Annotated in this window: 14 protein-coding genes; 2 read left to right on the top strand and 12 right to left on the bottom strand. The window is 37.4% G+C overall.

The window, feature by feature from the left end:
* The first annotated feature begins 3 nt into the window (after nt 1-3).
* Nucleotides 4-1383 carry a sensor histidine kinase gene (locus tag ISU02_RS02450; RefSeq protein WP_194700184.1) on the top strand — a complete coding sequence of 460 codons (1380 nt, stop codon included), beginning with the start codon at nt 4-6 and terminating at the stop codon, nt 1381-1383.
* The gene (locus ISU02_RS02455; protein ID WP_194700185.1) at nt 1371-2030 is read left to right on the top strand and encodes a response regulator; all 660 of its coding nucleotides are present in this window, start codon (nt 1371-1373) and stop codon (nt 2028-2030) included. The genes ISU02_RS02450 and ISU02_RS02455 overlap by 13 nt, the downstream gene beginning before the upstream one ends.
* 127 nt (nt 2031-2157) lie before the next feature.
* On the opposite strand, the gene ISU02_RS02460 is transcribed toward ISU02_RS02455, so the two are convergent.
* The 12 genes from ISU02_RS02460 to ISU02_RS24080 form a co-directional block, all read right to left on the bottom strand.
* Nucleotides 2158-7188 (bottom strand): leucine-rich repeat protein, encoded by a 5031-nt coding sequence (locus ISU02_RS02460; protein ID WP_194700186.1) that lies wholly within the window; start codon nt 7186-7188, stop codon nt 2158-2160.
* Between the two features lie 21 nt (nt 7189-7209).
* Nucleotides 7210-7440, bottom strand: a complete 231-nt coding sequence (locus ISU02_RS02465) for a DUF2442 domain-containing protein (RefSeq protein ID WP_194700187.1) — start codon at nt 7438-7440, stop codon at nt 7210-7212.
* A 115-nt stretch (nt 7441-7555) separates the two neighbouring features.
* A complete protein-coding gene (locus ISU02_RS02470) occupies nt 7556-10051 on the bottom strand; it encodes a LuxR C-terminal-related transcriptional regulator (protein ID WP_194700188.1) in 2496 nt (831 codons plus the stop codon).
* A 138-nt stretch (nt 10052-10189) separates the two neighbouring features.
* Nucleotides 10190-10546, bottom strand: coding sequence for a hypothetical protein (locus tag ISU02_RS02475; RefSeq protein WP_194700189.1), 357 nt, complete (start codon nt 10544-10546; stop codon nt 10190-10192).
* Between the two features lie 123 nt (nt 10547-10669).
* Nucleotides 10670-10984, bottom strand: a complete 315-nt coding sequence (locus ISU02_RS02480; protein WP_194700190.1) for a hypothetical protein — start codon at nt 10982-10984, stop codon at nt 10670-10672.
* A gap of 20 nt (nt 10985-11004) precedes the next feature.
* Nucleotides 11005-11355, bottom strand: coding sequence for a hypothetical protein (locus ISU02_RS02485; RefSeq protein ID WP_194700191.1), 351 nt, complete (start codon nt 11353-11355; stop codon nt 11005-11007).
* A 10-nt stretch (nt 11356-11365) separates the two neighbouring features.
* Nucleotides 11366-11725, bottom strand: a complete 360-nt coding sequence (locus tag ISU02_RS02490; protein ID WP_194700192.1) for a hypothetical protein — start codon at nt 11723-11725, stop codon at nt 11366-11368.
* A gap of 19 nt (nt 11726-11744) precedes the next feature.
* Nucleotides 11745-12002, bottom strand: coding sequence for a hypothetical protein (locus ISU02_RS02495; protein ID WP_194700193.1), 258 nt, complete (start codon nt 12000-12002; stop codon nt 11745-11747).
* Between the two features lie 239 nt (nt 12003-12241).
* Complete coding sequence (locus ISU02_RS02500) at nt 12242-13621, bottom strand: serine hydrolase domain-containing protein (protein ID WP_194700194.1); 1380 nt, start codon at nt 13619-13621, stop codon at nt 12242-12244.
* Nucleotides 13622-13859: 238 nt separating this feature from the next.
* On the bottom strand, nt 13860-17198 hold the full coding sequence (locus tag ISU02_RS02505) for a glycoside hydrolase family 31 protein (protein WP_194700195.1): 3339 nt from the start codon (nt 17196-17198) through the stop codon (nt 13860-13862).
* A gap of 8 nt (nt 17199-17206) precedes the next feature.
* Nucleotides 17207-19096, bottom strand: coding sequence for a hypothetical protein (locus tag ISU02_RS02510; protein WP_194700196.1), 1890 nt, complete (start codon nt 19094-19096; stop codon nt 17207-17209).
* Nucleotides 19056-20999 (bottom strand): glycoside hydrolase family 125 protein, encoded by a 1944-nt coding sequence (locus ISU02_RS24080; protein WP_194700197.1) that lies wholly within the window; start codon nt 20997-20999, stop codon nt 19056-19058. Before ISU02_RS24080 ends, ISU02_RS02510 begins: the two co-directional genes overlap by 41 nt.
* Nucleotides 21000-21089: the final 90 nt, after the last annotated feature.

A 21089-nucleotide genomic window follows, 5' to 3' on the forward strand; every position in this document is an offset into this window, starting at 1 on the left:
ATAATGTCTACCAAAACAGCAAAGTCTCCCCAATATATGCATGCTTTTTTCATCTTACTTGCTCTTGGAATAATTTTACCCGAATTAACGGGGACCTATTTATTTGATATCATAGTTCAAATCAGACAATCTATTCATTCAGGTGATAGTGGATTTCTGATATTGGCTGCAATGGCCAGCTGTATTCTCTACACAATTCCAAACTTAATCTTCTATTTAAGCTATGAATGTTTGCTGGCGTATATCAACGGCAAATTTGCATTTTCTTTAAGGATACACAACTTGATCTTAATACTTTGCTTTGTTCTTGGCAAATATGCGTGGTTAGTCCTTTTTCATCAACCTGTGGAGCTTGTGACTTCATTGATTGCCCTCTCAATCACCTTGGAATTGGTCTATTTGACAAAACATAAAGAAAGAGTCTTAATGCCGAGAGTCTTTATAGGATTTCAAGTTTTTTTCTTTAGTCAGTGGTTGAATGTAATGCCACTCTTCTCTGGGTTGTATACTGGGACCAGTGATATACCAGTCAGTATTAAAATTGCCAGTGATTATTTGAACAACACTTATATTCTAAACTCCATTGGATTTGCCTTTATTGTGCCAATGCTTTTATCTTCTATTATGACGGCCTTGATTTTCAGAATGTATATCACCAATCTCGGCATTATGGAAGAAAATTATCAAAAGGCAATTGCACTGGAAAATATGCAAAGTAAAATTATGGATAATCGCATTTATCAGGAAATCAATGCCCTTGCCCACGATTTAAAAACGCCGCTTGCAACAATTCGTGGTCTCAGTTCTCTATTGGCTTTGGCAAAGGATATCAATAAAATAGAAAGTTATAGCAATAAAATTGATGAAGCGGTTACCAAAATGAGTGAAATGATTTCCAGTTTTTTATATGGCACATCCAGACAATGGCTGGATGTTTCGAGCCTGATCGGTTACATTAGAGCGCAGATTCCCGTTGAAGATGAACAGATTAGCTTTACAACAGATATTGAAAAGGATTTACCTGAGCTCTATGTGAATAAAATTAGAGTTTCAAGAGCCTTGGTCAATCTCATCGAAAATGCAATTTTAGCACCTTGTGCTTCCGAGGAAAAAAGGATAGAACTAAAAACATATAGAGCTTTGAACGATATTGTCATCGTCATTAAAGATAATGGTATGGGTATCGCTGAATCTGATCTTAACAAGATTTGGCAAATTGGTTATTCTACTAACAAAACGACGGGTTTAGGTCTTCCCTTTGCTAAACAAACTATTGATGAAAATGAAGGTGTCATACAAATTGAAAGTCAGTATGGCATAGGCACTCAAGTTACTGTAAAGTTGCCGATTAAAGAAAAAGGAGAAATAACATGTCCAGCGTAGAATCTGTAAAAATATTAATAATTGACGACGAACCGGATATTCTATTTACTTTAAAGGAAATTTGTGATTTTTGTGGTTATGAAGCAATTACCACGACCAGTGGACAAGAGGGCTATGAAATTGTAAAAAGTGAATTGCTAAATATGGCTATTGTTGATTATCATATGCCCGGTTGGGATGGGTTGACCACAGTAAAAAAACTGAGAAGCTTAAAAAATGATTTACCTATTTTAGTCTTAACCGTGGATGAGCAACAAGAGACTTGTGACAAGTTCATCGCCGTTGGTGCGACGGATTTTTCGATTAAACCCATCAAAGCACCTGATTTGATTTCAAGAATAAAGGTCAATCTCCAAATCTGTGAGATACAGAAAATGATGACTGCTAAAAAAGAAGAAGTATATTTGGAAAAAGGCATTTGTGAAGCCACGCTTAGACATGTGACGGATTTTCTTATTGCACAAAATTGTGAGGTCACCTTTGAGGAAATAACAGCGGGTGTCAATTTAGCCTATAAGACGGTGCATCGCTATATTCAATATCTAGAGAAAAATGATTTTTTAGAGATTATTCCGATTTATGGGAATTTGGGTAGGCCTAAAAATAAATATAAACTCTGTGACGGTTTTGATCCTTCGAAGTTGTAAAAAAAGAAACACTCATAAATGGGATTTAGAAGTGAATCCTATCATGAGTGTTTCTTTTTTTTACTTTTTAAATTGATTTGTATTGTGGCCGTTTTTATGAAAATGAATTACAGCTTATAAGGATGCTTTATTTGGTCATCAAATTGTATAGGACTTGTGCCATTTGTGCTCTACTCGTAGATTCTTTAGGGAGCACTTTACCGGCACTACCACTTGCAATTTCTGCATTTACGAATAACGTCATGGCTTCTTTCGCCCATGGCGCTACTTGAGCTTGATCACTCATGTGATCGAGTCCAGTTTCTGTGGTCACTTGCGGTAATTTGTCTAATATTTTTAAGGTATTATAGAGCATTGTAAACATTTCTTGTCGGTTAATTTCTTTTTCCGGTGCGTAGTTATTGTTCCCTACACCGCTTGTTATACCCAGTTTTTTAGCCGCTGCAAGATAACCTGTGTAATAAGTGTTTCCCGCATCCGAAAAATTGTCTTTAGAATTTTCTTCTGCTTTTAGATCATAAGCTTTCATGAGCATAACGAGTAATTGGCCCCTTGTCAATTTACTGTTTGGAGAAAATTGATTGTCTCCTGTGCCCGAAGCAATGCCCCTTGCTGTAACAAAATCAACGGCTTTAGAGTACCATGCTTCTGAGGTTACATCTGTGAACTCAATTTTATTATAGCCTACGACGTATTTAGAGAAGTGATTTGTTGTAAAGCTGATTGTACCCGTTTCAGCATTATAGCGACCACTGTTGATCATTTCCAGTTCGCCATTATCGTTAATATAGTAAACGACTAATGCATCTGACGATTCGCCTGCTCGTGGTGTATATGGCACTTCCACTGTGACATTACCCCCTAGTTGTGATATTCTTTTGCCGTCATTTGTAACATTGAAGTCAAATACAGGTCTATCTCCAACTGTTTTTTGAGCGTTTTCACTTAATGCACTTGTGTCCACTTTACTGATTGTAACATTGACACCCCCTATTCCATTTTGAGATATGGTCTTAAGGGTTTGACTATCAAAAGTTAAATTTGCAATTGAAGAAGATATTTTTAAGGTGTCTATCTCACTGTTTATGATGTTGTTAAAAGTACCTTTAGGCATAGATGTTTCGATCATTTTTGCATCAGGCGTAGCTGTCAATTTTACTTCCACCTGTGCTCTTGTACCATTACCAAGTTTTGTAGCACTTTCTATTGCTTTTTTTACCGATTCACTCATTTGAGCTTCAGTTACAGATGCGGTAGCTTTACCACTTGAATCCATTTTGGCTTCGGATGTCATTGTCTCCGTGATAAAAGGCGCATGATTTTTTCCAGTAGTTGGTGCAGGCGTTGATGGCGATGCAGGCGTTGCAGGTGATGTTGGTCTTATTGGTGTAGAAGGTGTTGCCGGTGTAGATGGTATAGACGGTGTTGAAGGATTTGACGGCGTATTGTTATCGTTTTTGTCATCTCTATCATCTTTATCATCATTTGCCGGACTGCCATTATCAATCACCTGCCACTGCGCATAAACAGTCATATTGCTTGTAATGATTGTATCAGCTAAAAAGACTGAACCTGTGCCATCTAAAGCCGTATTCCACCCTTTGAAGGTATAACCCGTTTTAGTCGGTGCCGTTGGGAGTGATCCAATGGGTTTACCAGTTTCAACTGTCATAAGTTCTGGGGTTGCTTCTGTGGTGCCAGCGTTACTATTAAAGCCAACAGATACATAGGTAGTGACATGATCTTTTTTAATGACAGTTAGATCAAATGTTTTGATGTCACTTGCACCATTATTACTCGCGGTTGCAGTCAAGGTGACATGAGCATCTCCACTTTCAAATGATGGGCATGTGACTTTACCGTTAGTTGCAATAACATCAGGATTACTTGACTGCCAAACAATGCTTGAACCCGATGTGACACCTACTACTGGTAGGTAAACATTTTGCTGAACATGGTCGCTTGTTTCAAGTGAGTAGGCATCTTTTTTGTCGGTAGCATTTTCATTAAATACCAAAGAGTAACGAATCGCTAAAGTATTTAAATCTGATGCAACAGCTTTGGCACCCTCAAACGATTGTCTAGTATAACGCTTATAGTTTCCAAAGCCAGTACCATCGAAACCAGTATTATTAGAATCATAAATGATTTTAAAATCAGGATGTGCATTTAAAAAGGCACTTGTAGAAAAATCAGTTGGAGCCTTTCCCTCAAAGTAAACCGTTTTTAATGCTTCGGAGTTAGCGAAAGCTGAACTGTAGATTGAATCGACTGAATTTGGTATTTTAACTGCATCTAATACCCAAGACCCTTGAAAACTTGAAGGTGCAATATCGATGAGTGACTCAGGCAATGTAAGACCCATCAAATTTATACAATTTGAAAATGCACCTATTCCAATAGAACTTATGCCCTCTGAAAAAGTGACCGCCAATAAAAAGTGATTATTAGCAAAGGCGTTTTCACCTATTTTTTTCACATTCACACCATTGATTTGTGATGGGATAATGACGATATATTCTTTTCCATAATACTTTGTAATCGTTCCAGTGGCTTCATCAAAAGCAAAGGCTATATTTTCATCTTCGAATTCCGCCGAAATGGTAACATTAGCTGCAGGCATTTGGAATGCGTATCCACTTGGTGGGGCTGTGGTGCCTGGTGATAATGGTTTTGTTGGCTTTGAAGGCACTTTTGACTCTGTAATGATATAATCATGAATGCCATCGTTGTATTTAAGAGAGCCTTCTTTGAGTCGATACCCTTTTTCAGGCGTAACCATTACATAAATATTTGTATCTTCTATAGCTTTATCAAGAAGTGTTTCCACTTTTCCGTGTTCTGTAGGTGCTATGGTAATCGCATAATTGGTTTGCCATGTTGCATAAAGTGTTATGTCCTTATTATATATTGGAACGATTGTGCCAGCGGTATAGTTGTCACCAGTGCCATCTGGCATTGTGTTCCAGCCTTTAAAAGTATCAGAGCCCTTTGTAAGGTCTCCCTGTGCTGAAACTGTTACAGTATCACCAAAATGTAGTGATGTAACAGTGTCTGGAAGTGTACCAATTGAGCCATTTAGATCATAATTTAAGGTATAGACAATCGTTGGATTATAGACATCCGTGTTAAGTCCAAGCCAAGGATTCGTAAAACCACTTGCAGATTCAAGATGATAAAGTGTTACTCCAGATTTTACATTATCAAATGACAACGTAGTGGCAGTAGGCGCATTGCCTTTAAAAATAATTGATTTTAGGTTATTGGATTCAGTTAAAATATAGCTTTCTAAAGTGGTAAGTGATGCAGGAAAAGTAATGCTTTCAAACCCCGTATGATAAAATGCGCTTTGCTCAATCTTCGTAACGCCTTCAGGGATTGTTATATCCTTAAGAGTAGAACAATAAGAGAATGTACTACTTGGAATTGTTGTCAGCGATGCAGGCCAAGCTATAGATTTTAAACGAGAATCACTATAGAATGTACCAACACCAATAGTAGTAAGACTTTCTGGTAAAACAATGCTTTGTAAATTATAACAGTTTGTAAACACATTTGATCCCATGGATGTAACGCCTTCTGGAATCGTTATTTCAGTTAAGAAATTACAGCCGTTAAAGCTTGAATCGCCAATTGTTTTCACACTGCTTGGGATAGTCACGCTGGTTATGTTAGACTGATCTAAAAATGCATCATCACCTATTGCAATTACAGGCACACCAGATATAGATGATGGAATGACCACAGTTTCCATGCTGCCAACATAACCTGTTATAGTGCCCGTTGAAGCGTCAAAATCAAAATCTGATGCTTCGAATGTTGCACTGACAGTTACTTCGCTTTCAGGCATGATAAAATGATTATCAGTGATGACATATTCTTTACCCTCTGTCGCATATTTTAGAGAGCCGAATACCAGTTTTTTACCGGATTCAGGTGTTATAACGAGATTTATAATTTCATCAGGATAGGCACTTGATAAGTTGCTTGTAATCGTACCACCTGCTGCTTGACTTAAAACAATGTCATATGCGGTCGTTTTTTCAGGCATGAATTCGCCTTTCACGATGATATTTTCACTAGGCATTTTAAAGGATGAATCTATCAATTGAGAGGTTATACCATTCGTATATTGAAGTGATCCTCTTTTAAATTGTTTGCCTGATTCTGGCGTCAAAGTTAATTCGATGGTTGTATCTGCCATAAACCATTCTTGGTCTATATTAGGCGCCCAGTTTGTTTTTACGGATATACTAGAGCCGCTTGTTGTTTGGGTCTTTATTTGATATAAAGGTTTGTATTCATATGAGTTTTGTGTTTCAAAACCTGTTTTAGTATTTAGATAGTAGCGCATGGACCCAAGTGCAAACCCTTGAAACGGGCCATCCTCTAGGGTTGGAAAATTGCCCTTAAAATAGATAGATTTAAGAGCAGTTGTATTTGTCAAAGCATTCCCTGAAATGGTTTTAAGTGCTTCTGGGAGTGTTATCTTATCAAGAGCTGTGCAAGTTGAAAATGCGCAATAGCCAATAGATTCTAATGTTGAGGGTAATTTAACACTTTTTAGAGCATAACAATGTCCAAAGGTATAAGAGCCAATGCTTTTGATGCCCTCAGGAATTTCTATGGTTTCAAGTGAAGTACATTCATTAAAGGCTTGTGAAGGCAGTTCTGTTAAATGGTCAGATAATTGAGCCCATTTTAGAGCTGAACACCCGTTAAAGAGATCATTTCCTATTGAAATGACACTGTTTGGCAAAACAATGGATTCTAACCCTGAACTTGTAAAGGCAAACGCATTTATTGTTTCTAAGCCATCGTTCAAGGTAATACTTTTTAAATTACTACAGCCATTAAAGGCGCTATCTCCAATTGTTTTTATTGAACTGGGAAGCGTTACACTTGTCACAGTGTCTTTATTTCTAAAGGCGCTATTGCCAATTGTTAATACCGGCACACTATTGATAGTAGACGGCATAACAACATCGCCTCCTGTACCTTTATACGAAATGATTGTTCCCGTATTTGAATCAAACTCAAAATAGCCTTCAGGTGATCCCGCAAATGTAGGTTGTAATCCCACGCCACTAAACAATCCGATTAACATCATCGTGATTAAATAAATGGATAAAAATTTCTTGTATTTCTGATAGTTCATCCCCATACCTCCAATTTAATTTTACTTTTGTGCCAACTGAAAAACTTCATTAACGGATATTTCTACTCTGTTATCCCAGCGAATATAACTGCCATCTGTTGTGGCCTTTTTGAAAAAGGTCTTGTCAGAGAGTGCACCAAATCTCACAGTTTTCAACCTGCTTTCCAAGTTCAGAATAATACGGCTGCCATTTTCAAGGCTTACTTCAATACAGTAATCCTCTTTGGGGAAAATTTCCTTGATATAGCTCACAAATTTACCTCCATTAGATATCTTTTAAACAGAATACGTCTACATTTATTATTGTATGATGCCTCTCTATAAAAAAAAATCACCCATCGGGTGATTTTAGTTCTTACTCTAATCATTAAATTGATTTTATGATCTGTTGCTCCTCAAAGTAAGGCGATAATAGTGATCTTGAGTGAATGCCTAATTTCTCAAAGATATTCTTAAGCTGTGTCTTGACTGTATTGGTAGAAATAAAAAGCTTAGAACTGATCTCCTTATTAGAAAGGCCCTTGGCCGCCAGTAATGCTATTTCCAGTTCTCGTTCTGTCAGTACAGGCTTATCTTCTGTAAAATATTCCCTAACAATGTGCTTTGTGGATTTTTGATACGTCTTATAAATTCCAAGAATTTCCTCAATTTCAAGAGGATATAATCCTTGTATATGAAGTTCTTCAAGTAATGACTTTACGTAATCCGCATTTTCAACAAAAGGCATCAATATTTTATCGGGCAATGCCATTTCTAAAGCAACTTTTAAAGCACTGAGGGCTTCAGTTTGCCTAAAAATCTGTTTATAGGCTGCAGCAAGATAAATCTGCGTGTATATTTGTGCCAACAGATTTGGAAAAATATTGGCAAGTTTCATAAAGTGATCGGCTATGCCGATGAGTTTTAGATATTCTTCATTTATCAAAAGAACTCTTCCATAGACCAAGTTTAAATAAGGCATTGTTGGGAAGAACAAGCGTGTATTAGTTAATTCGCCTTTTGAAATCCATGCAGGAATAAGCCTTTTAACGTGGATATTCGAATAAAACTGTGCTTCACACATATCCAACGTATGCATGAAAAGATATAGATTTTTCTCGTTGACAAGAGTTCTGATCTCATTAAAGAGTGCTTGAATACGTTGGAAGTCTGCTCTCATAAAGGCCAACTTGATTTGAAGAAAGAGTGCGCAAATGATAATGCCGTTTTGCTGAATAGCACTTGCTAATTGTAATACTCTGTGAACTTCGATCTCAGCATCTTCAAAATTGCCTGTAAAATAATAGTGTTCAGCAGCCATCATATATTCGGCACCACTCCCATGTCCTTCAGTAAGTTCATAATAAAAGGGCATGGCTTTTTTTATCGTAGCCACTTCAGCGAGCAGGCTACCAGATTTTCGATGAAACATATACAATACTGAAGGTGAACCAAATGTCCAACTGGCTTTATTGTCCATGATCTCTGAAGGTTCATTTAACAATGCACATGACTTTTGATGAAATTCAGACATTTTTTCTATATCATTGTATCCTGAGAAACTCATAATGAGATAGTACTCACCTAAAAGTTTGTTCACATATGTTTTGGGGACATCATTAACTTTTTGAAGATTTATCATAAATTCTTGACTGGCTTTTTTAAAAAGCTCTGTCTCGTTAAAGGTAAACATTCTTCTGAGATAGATAAGCATGGCAAAGGGAAATTTTGCTTTAATCTCCAAAGGACACTTCTCCACGTATTTGATAATCAAATCCTTGTGGTCACTGTTGATGCTATGGCCTTTATCTATTTCGATGGATTTCATTAAAGATTCAAAATCACTAGCTAAATCAGAAAAGTGCATGGATAGAAGATACTGACCTTGAGTATGTGTCCACCATGATGCGGCTTTATATAATTTTCTTTTGTATTCAGGTGCTTTTTTATGGAGTTCATCTTCTAAAAAGCTTCTTAATATGCTGTGGAGATCATATTTTTTCTCTTTAGCATCATAAGTTATAAAAGCATTTTTTGAAACCAGAAGATTGATCCGTGATTCGGCGTTATCTCTTCCCCATATCTCTTGCGCTTGTTGTGCAGTAAAGCCTTCAAATATGCACATGGATAAAAGCAAATCCTTGCTTTTTTCATCCAAAGGTTTAAACACAACTTTATCCATAAGAGAATAAATATCCGTTGTATCATAGTCATTGTCTTCAGATTCAAAATTGAGCATTAATAAATAGAGGGCACTGATCCAACCTTCGGTATAAGTATAAAGCTGAGTTGCTTTTTCGAGATTTAATGGCTTTCCACAAAGCTTAAAATAAGCTCTAATTTCCTCAGGATTAAATTCAAAGGTTTCCTTGGTTATAAACATGAGATACCCCTTGAGTTTAAATTCTTCAAGACGATTGAATTCTGTAAAGCGAACGGATAAAATGATGGATAAATTGTAGATATCACTTTCAACTAAATAGGCTATCATTTTATCGAGAACTTCATTTTGTATAAGATGATAATCATCTAACACAAGAATGGTTTTATTCTCAAAGTTCATGGAATCTATGATGTTCAAAGAAGCCTCTAGCATTAAACTATCTGTTGGAACGCCAAGGTCTTTTAACCTGCGAGATAGTTGAACGTCATGCTTAGAAAATAATTCAGAGAAAGTATTCCAAAAGTTCGTTAAGGAATTATCATGTATCTTTTGCCATAGAACAGTAGCATCTGTCTGAGTGAGCAATGTCTTAATAGCAGTTGTTTTGCCATATCCCATAGGGGCTTCAATAATGGTAAGTGGATAATCTACAACGCTTTTCATTGCCGAAATAATTCGATCTGAAAAATACAGACATCTTGTTTTACTTTCATTGTGCATGTGAGGGCTCCTTATATTCTAATTTACTAACATAATACTATAATTTTACATTTGGAACAATGGGACTCTATGACGAAAAATAGGATCTATACTTTCATATAGATCCTGCTTCTAAACATTAGATTTTATATTTTTACTTTACAAATAGTTTGCGAGGCTCATAGTTCTATTTGCAAGGTGAATTTCCTCGAGCGCCTTTTCATACTCTGTTTTTGTATGAGCTGTATCATTTGAATTTATGTATTCACTTAATGCAGCACCTGCTTTAGAATCTAAAGGGATTTCTTGAAGAACTTCTCTGGATTTATCTTTTCCAACTTTAGAGAGAATAAGCGTATCCTTATCTTTTTTTAAAACCAGATCGTTACCAAGACTGATTTCATTGTTTTTGTTTTTGTCAGTTGTATCATGTGTAGATTCAGTTGCCTTCTTATAATACTTACTATTTTGCATTTGCAACATACCATCATTCTGCATTTGCGTTGTGATTCTCATGATATCACCGTCCTTTCCTGATAGGTATATCGGCATAAATTTGTACAAGATTAGTGAAAAAATAAAAAAAATTATAAATTACATAATTCTCTTCAGTTTTCAACGTTGTTCATATAGATTTATCTAGAAAAAAAACGCTGTGACTTTTCTGACTAGCAGATAAGGCAAATAAGAGATCAGTCCCCAAATCAATCCGTTAAAAGCCATTCCAAAGGGAATGCCAACACATATGAATAGGAAGGCTTGAATGTTTTCTAATTCATAGTTATTCACTTGTATGCTGATGTGACTGTTCAAAATGCCACGCAATAGAACAAAAATAGCAATAAGGATGCCAACGATTAACCAAACACGTATGGCACCCTTTAAATAGTCTCGGAAGCTTTGGTTATCCAAATTAAATTCTTTAGTTTCAATGTCCACTTCATTTGAATTCATAATGATTTACCCTCCTCTTATTATCTTAGACGTAGTTCGCAATCTGGACATTCTATATCATTTGTAGTAACACTACAGCCACACGCAGGGCAATTATAAGCTTTTAAGATCTCTGGTTCAACTATGAATACTTCCTGTAAATCACTTAATTCTAGATCATCAATTTCAATTACTTTAACTGTTGTTTTATCTAGAAACAAGAGTTCGCCTTCTGCATCACATACTACAACAATTTCTTCTCGCCCCTCTTCTTCTTTTGGGAAATAATTACCACCTATAAAATCGGGTCTACTTGATTTAAAGCGGCCTAATCCTGTTCCGAGTAGTACATACTTGCTTAATGTCTTTTTATGTAGAACTATAATTGCCATGAAAGTCTCCTCATTTTAATCTCAAAGCACAATAGTTGCATTCATCATCGTATATGGTTACATCCCCACCACATCCAGGACATTTGTAGTAATTCGAATCTGTATCCACGCTCAATTTTGATTTGGAAAGACCGGTGATCTCATTTATTTTTTTACCATCAACTTCAATTACTTTAAGCTCGGCTCTGTCAATAAATATGATTTCGCCTTCAATATCACAGACGGAAATTACCTCTTCTCTTCCTTCTTCAACGACGGGATTAAGATTGCCCGCAAAAACACCTGGTCTACTTGATCTAAACATACCTAATCCAGCACCGAGTAATATGTACTTTTCACGCGTGATCCTATGTTCTAAAATAATTGCCATGTTTTTCCTCCATAATATATCACATTCCAAAAATGTTTTTAATTACTGCAAACTCAATAAAAACACATAAGCCACAAAGCACGAGAAAAGAGCCAATGCGCATTTCACTGACACGATCTTTAAAATATTCACCTCTAAAAAGTGAAAAAAGATCGGGTGTAAAATAGTATCTGAGACATTCCCAGAAGTCATCTGTTGTGTCAAACATCAAGCTGAAAAAAAACTTGTAGAGCGGATAATTTGCAATGATTAAAATAATGAGTAAAACTGCTGTCATATGATATTCTCCTTTTAGATTTCTAAATTCATTATAACGTAATCTAGAGTTTTAGAAATTAAAAAAGTATTATGAATACATAAAAAGATGGTAATCCCATTGATTGATGCCTTTATCATGTAGATGAAGGGTTACGTTCTCCTATGGTCTAGAAGCTATCTATACCTATAAAAAAACGTGATCTTATATTTATAGGTACGGATAACTTGACTTTATGTTTGATTAGAGCATACGTTAAATTAGAGTTTACGCTTGATAATTCGAGAACCAGAATAAATGGCTGTTGCTCTTCCCTGAGCATCTCGTAAAATAGGTGTATAGCTTGCAAGTATTTTATTGTGAACCCATACGGCATGCTCATCTATTATGGTGACTTTAAGGCGTTCTTCTCCAGAAAACCAAGCGATGCCTGTCACATCATCTTTAATCTCTATGTGTGCGCCTTCATCACTTTCATATATGCCAAGCGTGTTTTCGATGATATTGCGAGGCCATTCAGAACCAATGATATCCATTTGTTGCCAATCAGGTTTTTGATCATTTAAGAGCTTTATCCCAGCAATGCCAATGGAAGATACAGGCACATTGCTCGTATTGCAGAGTATGACAAGCCCCTTTTGAGTGGCTTTTGTAAAGACAAAGTAACTGGAAACGCCTGTGAGGCCCCCGCTGTGTCCAGCGTATTCAATTTCACCGATTTTACCAGAAACAAGTCCATAACCATAGCCTTCAAAGGGTTTATACGCCACTCTAGGGATGGTCATGCTATGAATGGCATCTTTAGACAAGAGTGTCTTTTCATTGCACTTGCCATCATTGAGATAAAGACGTGTATAGGTCATCATATCGTTAAGCGTTGACTTAAGCGCCCCACCACCGAGGAGGACAAAGCCCATATCCTCATAATCATCAGTGACATTCATATGATCGATCACTTTTTCGTAAAGCTTGGTGATGTTTTTTTCCTTATGGGTTCTATTAAACTCAAAGAATGTATTTGTCAGATTTAAAGGCTTCAATATATGTTTTTCCATGTAGTCTGTGTAATGCTTTTCGCCACCATAACGGTGCACAAGTTCTGTTAAAAGACCGAAGCTAAAATTGCTATAACTGTGGTGCTGGCCAGGTGTGCCGTTGAAATCCTTCATTTCGTTAATACGCTTTACAACCATCTCAATGCCTTTAGATGCAAGTGTGCTATTTTTACTCAGCTCTACGGTTTCTGCCAATCCCAGTGCTTTTGCCGCATCTTTCATTAGAAAACGCTCTTGTGGGTAAAATCCACCTGCATGGCTTAAAAGCTGGGCTACAGTTGGTATATGGCCTTCTGGGAGCTTTATAGAGTCAATATAAGTTGTGATAGGCATGTTGAGATCAAGGATGCCCTTTTCCACCAGTTGAAGGATGGCAATTACGGTATATGATTTTGTAATAGATGCGATACCGAATATGGTATTTCTATTTATAGGTAAGTTGTTTTCAACATCTCGATAACCTTGATAATACTCATATAGGACTGAATTTTGATCAAATCCAATGATGCCAATGCCTTGTCCTTCAAAGGTTTTCATGATTTCATTTACAAAAGATTCAAATTGGTTTATGTTTTCTTTTTTCATTATGTTTTGTCCTCCTGATACGTTAATTCTATCATAACGGATTAGAGATAAAAGTCAATCTTCTAGAGATTGGCTCAAATCTTGAAGTTTGAACATGTGGAAGTCTTTAAAAAAAGAATCCCCCTCTCAAATTCTGGTTCATTGATATGCGCCCTTCATAGGTAAACAGTTTTTTATTTTAACGGTCTACATAGAAAGACGCATATCTTCATTGGGAGGGGGAATTTCAATTGAAAGGTTAGATTTCAATGAGACTTATGTGATCAGTTTCAAATGTTAATAATTGAGTGGTTCTAATGACGCCATTTATGCTTACTTTGTCTATTTTTCCGTCGAAGATTAAATAAATGGGGTTTAGATTAGACTCAATTTCAATTTCAATCTCAAATTCAAGTGATGTGCTCTTTTTTACCTTGATGCTGATTTCAGTATTCAAATCATCTTCGAAATAATAAACGGTTTCAGGTACGCCAAAAATTCTAAAACACAAATGCTTATACGCATTCAGTTCATTAGAGATAGAATCGCCCCATTTGAAGTTTTCCCCCAGATTAAGCGGTATGATCGTATTTGCTTTGACGTAAACCGGAATTTCATCTAAAGATGCTGATACGATAACGTTTTTTGGTCCATTCATCACCTTTCCTGTAAAGAAGTTGATCCATTCACCTTTTGGGAAATAGACATTTCTTTCATTTTCTCCTTCATTTATGATGGGTGCAATCATGAGCTGATCACCAAACATATATTGATCCCAGATTTCATGGGTATTAGGATCTGATTCAAAATCGACAATCATAGCGCGCATAAGAGGCAGTCCTGTTCTCGATGCTTTTAAAGCTTCTCTATAAATATATGGAATCAAGTTCATCCTTAAATTTGCGTAGTAGCGATAAGCGGTTATGGCACGCATATCTCCAGATCGATCATAGATGTTCCATGGAGTTCGATCTTGGTTGTGCTCTCCTTTGCTCTCTGCATGGTATTGCATTATTGGGCAGAATGTTGCCATTTGAGTGGCTCTGACAAAGAGTTCAGCTGTGGGCACATCACCACTAAACCCTGCCAAATCCCATCCCCAAAATGGCAGTCCTGAAATGCCAGAGGACAAACCTGCGAGAATGCTTCTCTTAAAGGCATCAAAATTAGAGCGTTCATCACCTGCCCAATGTGCAGGAAATTGATTTGCACCACGATAGCCTGCTCTTGAGAACGTAATACCGTTATTTTGTTGAGCAAATTTATAGTAAGCGCCTATATAGTCGTTTGGATAGGCATTTCGCATTTCATGTCCTGTTCTGCCATCGTGAAATTTAAGGTCTCTACCGAATACGAATTCACCGCCATCTGTTTTAAACCCATCCACCCCGAGATCATCTATGAGATATTGTCTTTTCTTAAACCACCAGTTCACGGCTTCTTGATTTGAAAAATCCATGAGTAGACTGTCTTTGAACCAGCCCTCAGGAATTCTATAAGGCGTTCCATCCGCATTTAATACCCCAAAACCTTTTTCAATGAAGTACTGCTCATCAGCTTCTTTTTGAAGATGATGAAGGCTTGAAATTTGTTTTATGATGGGGATTTGCCATAAGATACATTTGAGGTTATGATCGTGCAAGTGCTTCACCAACCCCTTTGGATCAGGCCATCTGCCCCAAGTTGGGAATTTGAAATCATCGTATTTATGGTGATTTTCTCCTGGTGTTTCTTTGTAGGTTGCATCGTTAAAGAGATAAAAAGTCGCTTCATCACTCCATGCTTCAATGACCAAGACGGTTGCGGGGATGTCAAGTTCCATGGTTTTTAAAACTTGCTTTCTAACTTCTGCATCGCTATCCCAGTTGTTACTGGACATCCATGGGCCAAACGCCCATTTGGGAAGCATCACAGGATAACCTGATAACCTTGCATTTTCTTCTATGACAGCTTTGATATCTCCTGGAATGACTTTTAAAGACATCACGTCTGATTCTACTTCTATAGAATATTCAGTTGGATTCTCTTCTGCCATATTAAATGCAGAATAAGCAGTGGTATCGAGAAGCATGCCATAACCGCGATCGCTTGTGAAAAATGGCATTGGGATATAGGTTCTGAGCCCTTGTTCTTTGTATTGATTATAGACGAAGTTATCTGGTGTATGCCCTGATTGATTGAGGGCATTATACCGTTCTCCAAAGCCGTAGAATTTTTCACCGCGATTTTGAAATGTACATGTGAATGTTCTAATTTGCTCGTGATCTTGAGTGAATTTTAACCAGTTGGCATCAGTGGCTGTAAAGAGGTTGCGTTCTGATTGAAAGTATGAGATGGCATGGGTTGCTAACGGATACTCAAGTTTATAATCCCCATTTTCAAGTGTCAGTACTTGGCTATCTGAAGGCTTTGTCCACTTTGTAGATATGCGTTCTTCTTCGCTAAGGGCATTTACAGCCACACTTAAAACGCCGTGAGCATCTATTTGAAATTTGAGTATTAAGTCATTTGTTATTAAGGTCATAGTTTCTTGTATGACATCATATGTTTCTGAATCTAACGATTTATCATCTGATAAGTTCGCGTCCTGTGTGTTGGTATAACTGACGCCCACCACTTTTCCAAGTACGCCTATCTTTGAGACTTCAAATTCAAAGAGACTTGTTTGGATATCAGGCGTATTTTCAAATTGAAAATGATACTCTACAGTTTCTCTAGCATTAAAAGGCCCCGCCTTAAATTGCCAATATTTTTCCGCTACAATTTGACCTGTAATGGTTTTATTGTTGCAGCGCATTATGACGGGATCATCGGCGCTTATTGGGAAGGAGATCACCTTAAAAGTGACTGGCTCCCCTGCTTTAACAAGTTTCGGGAAACGCTCATCATCACCGGGTTCATATCGATTATCGTTGCCATAGGGTGTGTGTAATATGAATCTTTCATTGACGGCTTCGAGTTTTCCAAAAATAAGTTGGTATAGGGCGTCTTGATTTGTGGTCTGCTTGAGGATATCTCGTGTGATGTGATGCGTGCCCTGCTCCAAGTAATACCAAGCCAAAAGCAACGCATCTGTTTCGCTAAGCAACCCATCGTACATTTGCTTTTGAATGTGCTTTACGGCTTCAACGAAGACTAAATCTTCGGGTTCAAATAGACCAAATGGGATGCAAACCAAAAGCATTTCGGGTTTTGTCTGCGTTTTTTCAAGATTACTGCAGAGTTGCCCTTTTTTAATGTAGTTTTTAAAAACATAGGCTTTCATTGTTTTTAAAGTGAGACTGATGGTATCTTGTTTTAAATACAAGTTGAGGTTGCGCAACCCACCGTAGATACTGCCAAGGGTTAGTAATTCAGCAGATTGGTCTTGCCAATTAGCCTCTATAGAGTCAATTAATACTTGGATTTTCTCGTTTTTAAGATAGTCCATTCGATTGTTTTTTCTCACAAATTCAGAAAGCATAAACAGAACAATCCCTTGGTCTAAAAGCGTCTGATTCACTTTTATGTTTTCTAAGACCTCTTTAAGAATGACTTCACTGCTCTTTGTGTCATGACGCCATTCGCAATAGGAAAATTCAAAGAGTTTATTTAACATGGATTGAGTCACCTAATCGTCCCTTTCTCTAATTTCAGTTCAAACGGTATTTCACTATCTTTATGGATAAAGCTTGCAGATACAAATTCGGCACATGGCCAAATTAATGGGTTGATAAAACATTGATTTTCATCATCGGCTGAAATGGCTTCTGGCATCAAGCCATAGCGATTACTATGCTGTGTAATCCAGTGATATTTTTTTTCATAAGTTTCAAAATCCTGATTTAAAAAAGCGTATTCAGCACATGCAGCTGTGTTAAAGATCCAAGGACCGTGGTGGTATTCCTGTTCGCTGTATCCGATGCCATCTTTATGGTAAGCTGCATTTTTTAGAAGATATTGATGTGTTTGCTTCATGTTTTCTGTATTTTCAAAGCCATAAAGTAAACCAAAATATACGGGTGTATCGTATTTTTTAACCAGATCATCATGATAATTCACATAGCCGTATTGGTAGCCTTCACCTTCCAAGTAGGTGCTTTCAATCCCTTCAAAGATATTCTGATTTAGGTCTTTTAGTCTTGCTTTGTAATGTTCATCCTCAAGTAGAGCGATGCTTGCCTTGATGCCACCATAGATAAACATGTTGGATGATGTAATAAAGGCTGGACCGTAGACGCCTTCGTTGACGCCACCTTCTGGTCCCACCATGCCCTTTTTCTTTTCACAATTTAGCAAGGCATCCATCAGACTTTTAATATCAGCTTCATGAATTAAAAGTTCTCCAGTGAGTTTATAGTAATCATAGATGTTCTTCATAAAATAGCCGATGGAATCCAGTTGGTGAAAGACACTATTATTGGCACCTTCAGAAGGCATCCCAATGCCATTATATCTCTGATAAAATTCACCTGATGCTTTGCGTTTTCGAGCCAAGAGGTAGCAGATGACTTCTTTGGCTTCTTTAAGATGTCCAGAGAGTAGAAAAGCTCTTGCAACCATCATGGAATCCCTTGCATAATAGGATGGTAAACCTTCTGAAAAATAATGACCGGTTAAATCAGCTGGGACGAAACCCTTTATCGTTGCAGATTTGATTGCAATTTGATTTATGTTGACAAGGTCTTCATAAGTCTTGTTTTCACAGGTATAGCCGCTATTTAAATAAGATTTCCAGTAGGCCCTTGCCGCCTCTTTAGCAGTATCAATCTCGTATGATTCAAGTGTCTCTTGTAATGTACCTTCGTTTTTTCCAAAAATAATCCCCCATTTAAATGCATAGGTCTCGTTTGGCATGATTTGCTTAGGATGGCCAATGAGCACGCCCACCATATTTGAAGTTTCAAGGGGCTCTGTCGCTTTTTCATCATAATGCACCGCATTGGTCGTTCTGTATAAAAAGCCTGTGGGGCTTTCTTCGATGAGATAAGCTTTGCTGGTGTTTGTTTTAACGCCTATAAAGGTGTCTCCAATTTTTGAAATAACTTGATTGTCAATAATGCGGGCAGATATAGGGGCTGAATTCCTCAAAATGAGGTACGTGTAGACTTCGATGTCTATCGCTTTGTTGCCCTTATTTAAAAGGGACATTTCAAAGCCCAATTTTGCATCTTCATATCCAAAGGCTTGATTGGCAATTTGAATCTGATGAGGATTGAGATGATTCGAATCCATATCAAAAATGTCCGTCATGATGAAACCCTCACGAATTTCAGAAACTGTGGGATGCATATGAGATTGATGTGCTGATCGCGTTTCCTTGCGGTTGCCATAGTAGAGTGTGTCACCTACTTTAACCAACGTACATGCACTATGGATTAAATCCAGATCAAAAGTATCGTAAAAAAGATGTTGAATACCAGTGCCTTTTGCATCGACAATCCCTTCATTCATGCCGTAGATGCCTGAGAGCATCTCACTCCCGATTATTCCAATTCCAGGATATCGTTTTGTCATTAGTTGTCCTCCATGATTTGTAGATGGTATAAGCTAAAAATCCTGCACAAGTGCCAAAGTGTTCTCCTGTGGTGGGCATACCCGTGTGCTCGTCAATGCTCTCGCAGGCTATATAATTGTCCATTTTCGTTTTCCTGAGCATTTGGTAGGCTTGTTCTTTTCTGCCGTTGAGCATGCTGTTACTGATGGCCAATATCCAAGGATGATCTGCATGTGAACATCCGAGTTCTTCAAATTCAGTGCCTTTAAAATAGTGTGGAAAGGCTTCTGAATAGAGATAATTAAACGTATTTTTAAAAACGTTGTCTTCGACATCCACAAAGCCGTAGTAAGCAAGTAATGTCAGACTCCCCGGCGGTTCATCGTAAAAATCATGGTGTCCGCTGAGATCACCACTCCACGCGAAGTATTTTTGGTCTGACTTAGTGACGATTAAGTGTTTAAAAATCGCTTCTTTTACAGCTTTCATGCGCGTGGTCGCCTCTTGAGCGCGATCGATTTGACCATAGTAGTTAAAGAGTTTTTCATAGATGCCAAAGACTTTCCAGACTAAGACGTTGTTATAAGTCAAATAGCGATAAGTATGCATATCATCCGTTGGCATGAGAAAAGTCTTATAGAGCTCGATCTCTGGATGGCGTTCATGCATTAACTTTTCATAGATCATATGAATGCCCTTTTTCACTGGTGGTTCTTCTAAGATAGAAAAATCCTCTGTATGGTTTAAATATTGCCCAAGTGCCAAAATGAATGCGCAGAGTTCATCGAGCTCAAATCCAGGTTCGAGTACAGTGCCATCTATATAGCGACTGTGTATCCCTGCGTTTCGAATTTGTTTTGAATACACATATTCCAGTGCATTTCTCGCCACTTTTTGATCCATCATCAGAAAAGCTGGAAAACTCCAGATTAAGCTGTCTCGATCCCAATAAGCGGCACTGACGTAATATCTAGGACTTCTTGAAGTGCATAAAATTATTTCTTCTGTATCTAAGGTTTTACCAGAGGCATAAAAATAGTTAAAGAACTGATTTAAGTTTAAAAGTGTCATCAAATGTGCATCTTCGATGACTTGAGTTCTTGTCTTTAGCCATTGGCAGAGTTCTGACTTGAGCACATCTGTCGTCTCTCTTTGAAACTCAATGGCTTGTGTTGCGGCGCCCACTTCTTCAAGGCCTAGTCCACAATAAATATCAATTGTTTTAGAGATGCCCTTTTCCACAGCAATAGACTTGTAGAGTTCAAAGTGAATGGCACTGCCTGAATCGGAATATGCATCCGTATTGGTATCAGAATCAAAATCAGAATCAAAATCAGAATCAAAATCAGAATCAAAATTAGAATCAGATTTAGAACGAGAATGAGAATATAAAGGTTCTTCCGTATACTGAATATGATCAAAACCGTCATCTGTTATAAATCCAAATGAAAATAAAGTAAGGCCTGTTCTAAAATCGAACATCAGATTTTGGTTCCATAAGCTTCGATAGACATGTTTTTTGCCTTCGATGAGCTTGGATTCATTGATACTATGAAGAACCTTAGAGAAGTTGCCTTTAATACCGATTTGACCCTCAAAGGGGCTATACTCGTCCAAAACCGTTATTCTCAAAATAAAGCCTTTTCGTTCCAAAGGTGTGATATACGCGCCTTTGATATTAAGTGATCCTATATTTGCAGTAAAAGTGGGAATCCAAAAGTGTTCTCTTTCCCATTTTATATTTTCGAGCGTTTGTTCTTTTCCGCCAATCAAAATGACGGGTTTCAAAAAGGGTTCACCGCAGATTTCGATTAAACCACGATCTCTCATGCTCAGGTAATTGATACTTTCAATTTCACAGGATGCATTAATCATGGGCAATGAAACATATTCGTTGCCTGTTGGGTAATAAGTTTTATGCATTTAAAGGCCTCCGTAAAAACGTGATTGTTAACTGTGTTAAAAAGGCTGTCAAGGACATCAACGTCTTTGACAGCCTTATGGTTATTTTAA

Origin of the sequence: Fusibacter ferrireducens (genome assembly GCF_015352425.1) — a bacterium.
Taxonomy (GTDB): Bacteria; Bacillota; Clostridia; order Peptostreptococcales; family Acidaminobacteraceae; genus Fusibacter_A; species Fusibacter_A ferrireducens.